Raw genomic sequence first — 1,050 nt, 5'->3', positions numbered from 1 at the left:
CCTTGACGGTGGCCGCCGACCAGCCGACGATCCGGCGGGAGAAGGTGTCGACGACGAACGCGACGTAGACGGTCGCCGACCAGGTCTTCACGTGGACCGCACTGATCACATGGGTGGCATCGGTACGCTGCTTACCGCCAGCCTTCACCAGTCCGGCCTCACGGCAGTGCTCCAGTAGCCGGTCGAAGACCACCCTCTCCATGGCGCACTCGGCCAGTCTGGCGCGGAACTTCGACAACGCGGAGAAGTCGAAGCCGGCATCGGACAGCTCAGTGCCCAGCGCGTACTTCCACGACAGACGGTCCCGCGACGCATCCGCGGCCTGCCGGTCGGTGAGGTTCTCGGTGAACTGCAGCACCGTCACCAGGGCGAGCAAGGCCGGGGACTGGGCGGGTGCGCCGCGGTCGGGAAAGGCATCGGTGAACAACGAGTCGTCGAAGACCTCGGCCAGATGGTCACGGACCCGCATGGGCAGGCTGCCGCGAGGGAAGGCCGCGCGGGCCGTCCTCGCAGTCTGCTCGGGAATGGGCGGCAGTTCTCTCGGCCGCATGGACACCGCACCAACCCCCTGCGGCCGGGACAGACAGAACGACCGCACCGACGATCATGCCGGGCTGGCCCCAAACCCCCGCAGGCAATTCAGCAACAGAGTCGCCGAGATCGTCAAAGCCGACGGTGAGCAGCAGCCGCACTGTCCCCACGCCGTAGCCCACGCCCCGTGCATCCGGGCGCAGCGCGAAGCCCATGGTGGCCGCGCGCTGCTGGTGGGGGTCGGTGGCCAGGTGGCCGAATCCGATCAGCTCGCCCGTCTCCCGCTCGATGACGGCGAGCGCGTACTCCGTAGCGCCGCTCCCGTCACCCCGCGCGGCCCAGCTGAGCGGTCCTTGTCCCCGGTTGGCGCTGTCAGAGGCTGAAGACGCGTTCGGCCTGGTCGCGGTGGGTTGTGTGCAGCTCTCATTGAAGTGCTCTCCCGGCTGAAGCCGGGAGATTCCTGCTTACCTTGCGGTAGCGGGCTTGACGCGCTTCGCGCGCCTGACGACTGCCCTCCCG

Annotated in this window: 1 protein-coding gene and 1 pseudogene; both read right to left on the bottom strand. The window is 68.6% G+C overall.

Annotated elements, in window-relative coordinates; all coding sequences use genetic code 11:
* Positions 1-213: 213 nt before the first annotated feature.
* Positions 214-379: pseudogene (locus ACFYX0_RS48010) on the bottom strand (transposase); the annotation flags it as partial.
* Between the two features lie 76 nt (positions 380-455).
* Positions 456-989: a GNAT family N-acetyltransferase gene (locus ACFYX0_RS48005; RefSeq protein ID WP_388982232.1), complete on the bottom strand. Its 534-nt coding sequence runs from the start codon at positions 987-989 to the stop codon at positions 456-458.
* Between the last annotated feature and the right edge of the window lie 61 nt (positions 990-1,050).

This window comes from Streptomyces sp. NPDC002573, assembly GCF_042889625.1.
Classification (GTDB): Bacteria; Actinomycetota; Actinomycetes; order Streptomycetales; family Streptomycetaceae; genus Streptomyces; species Streptomyces gibsoniae.
Note: the sequence above shows the minus strand (reverse complement) of the source record. Positions and strands in the feature narration are given on the sequence as shown.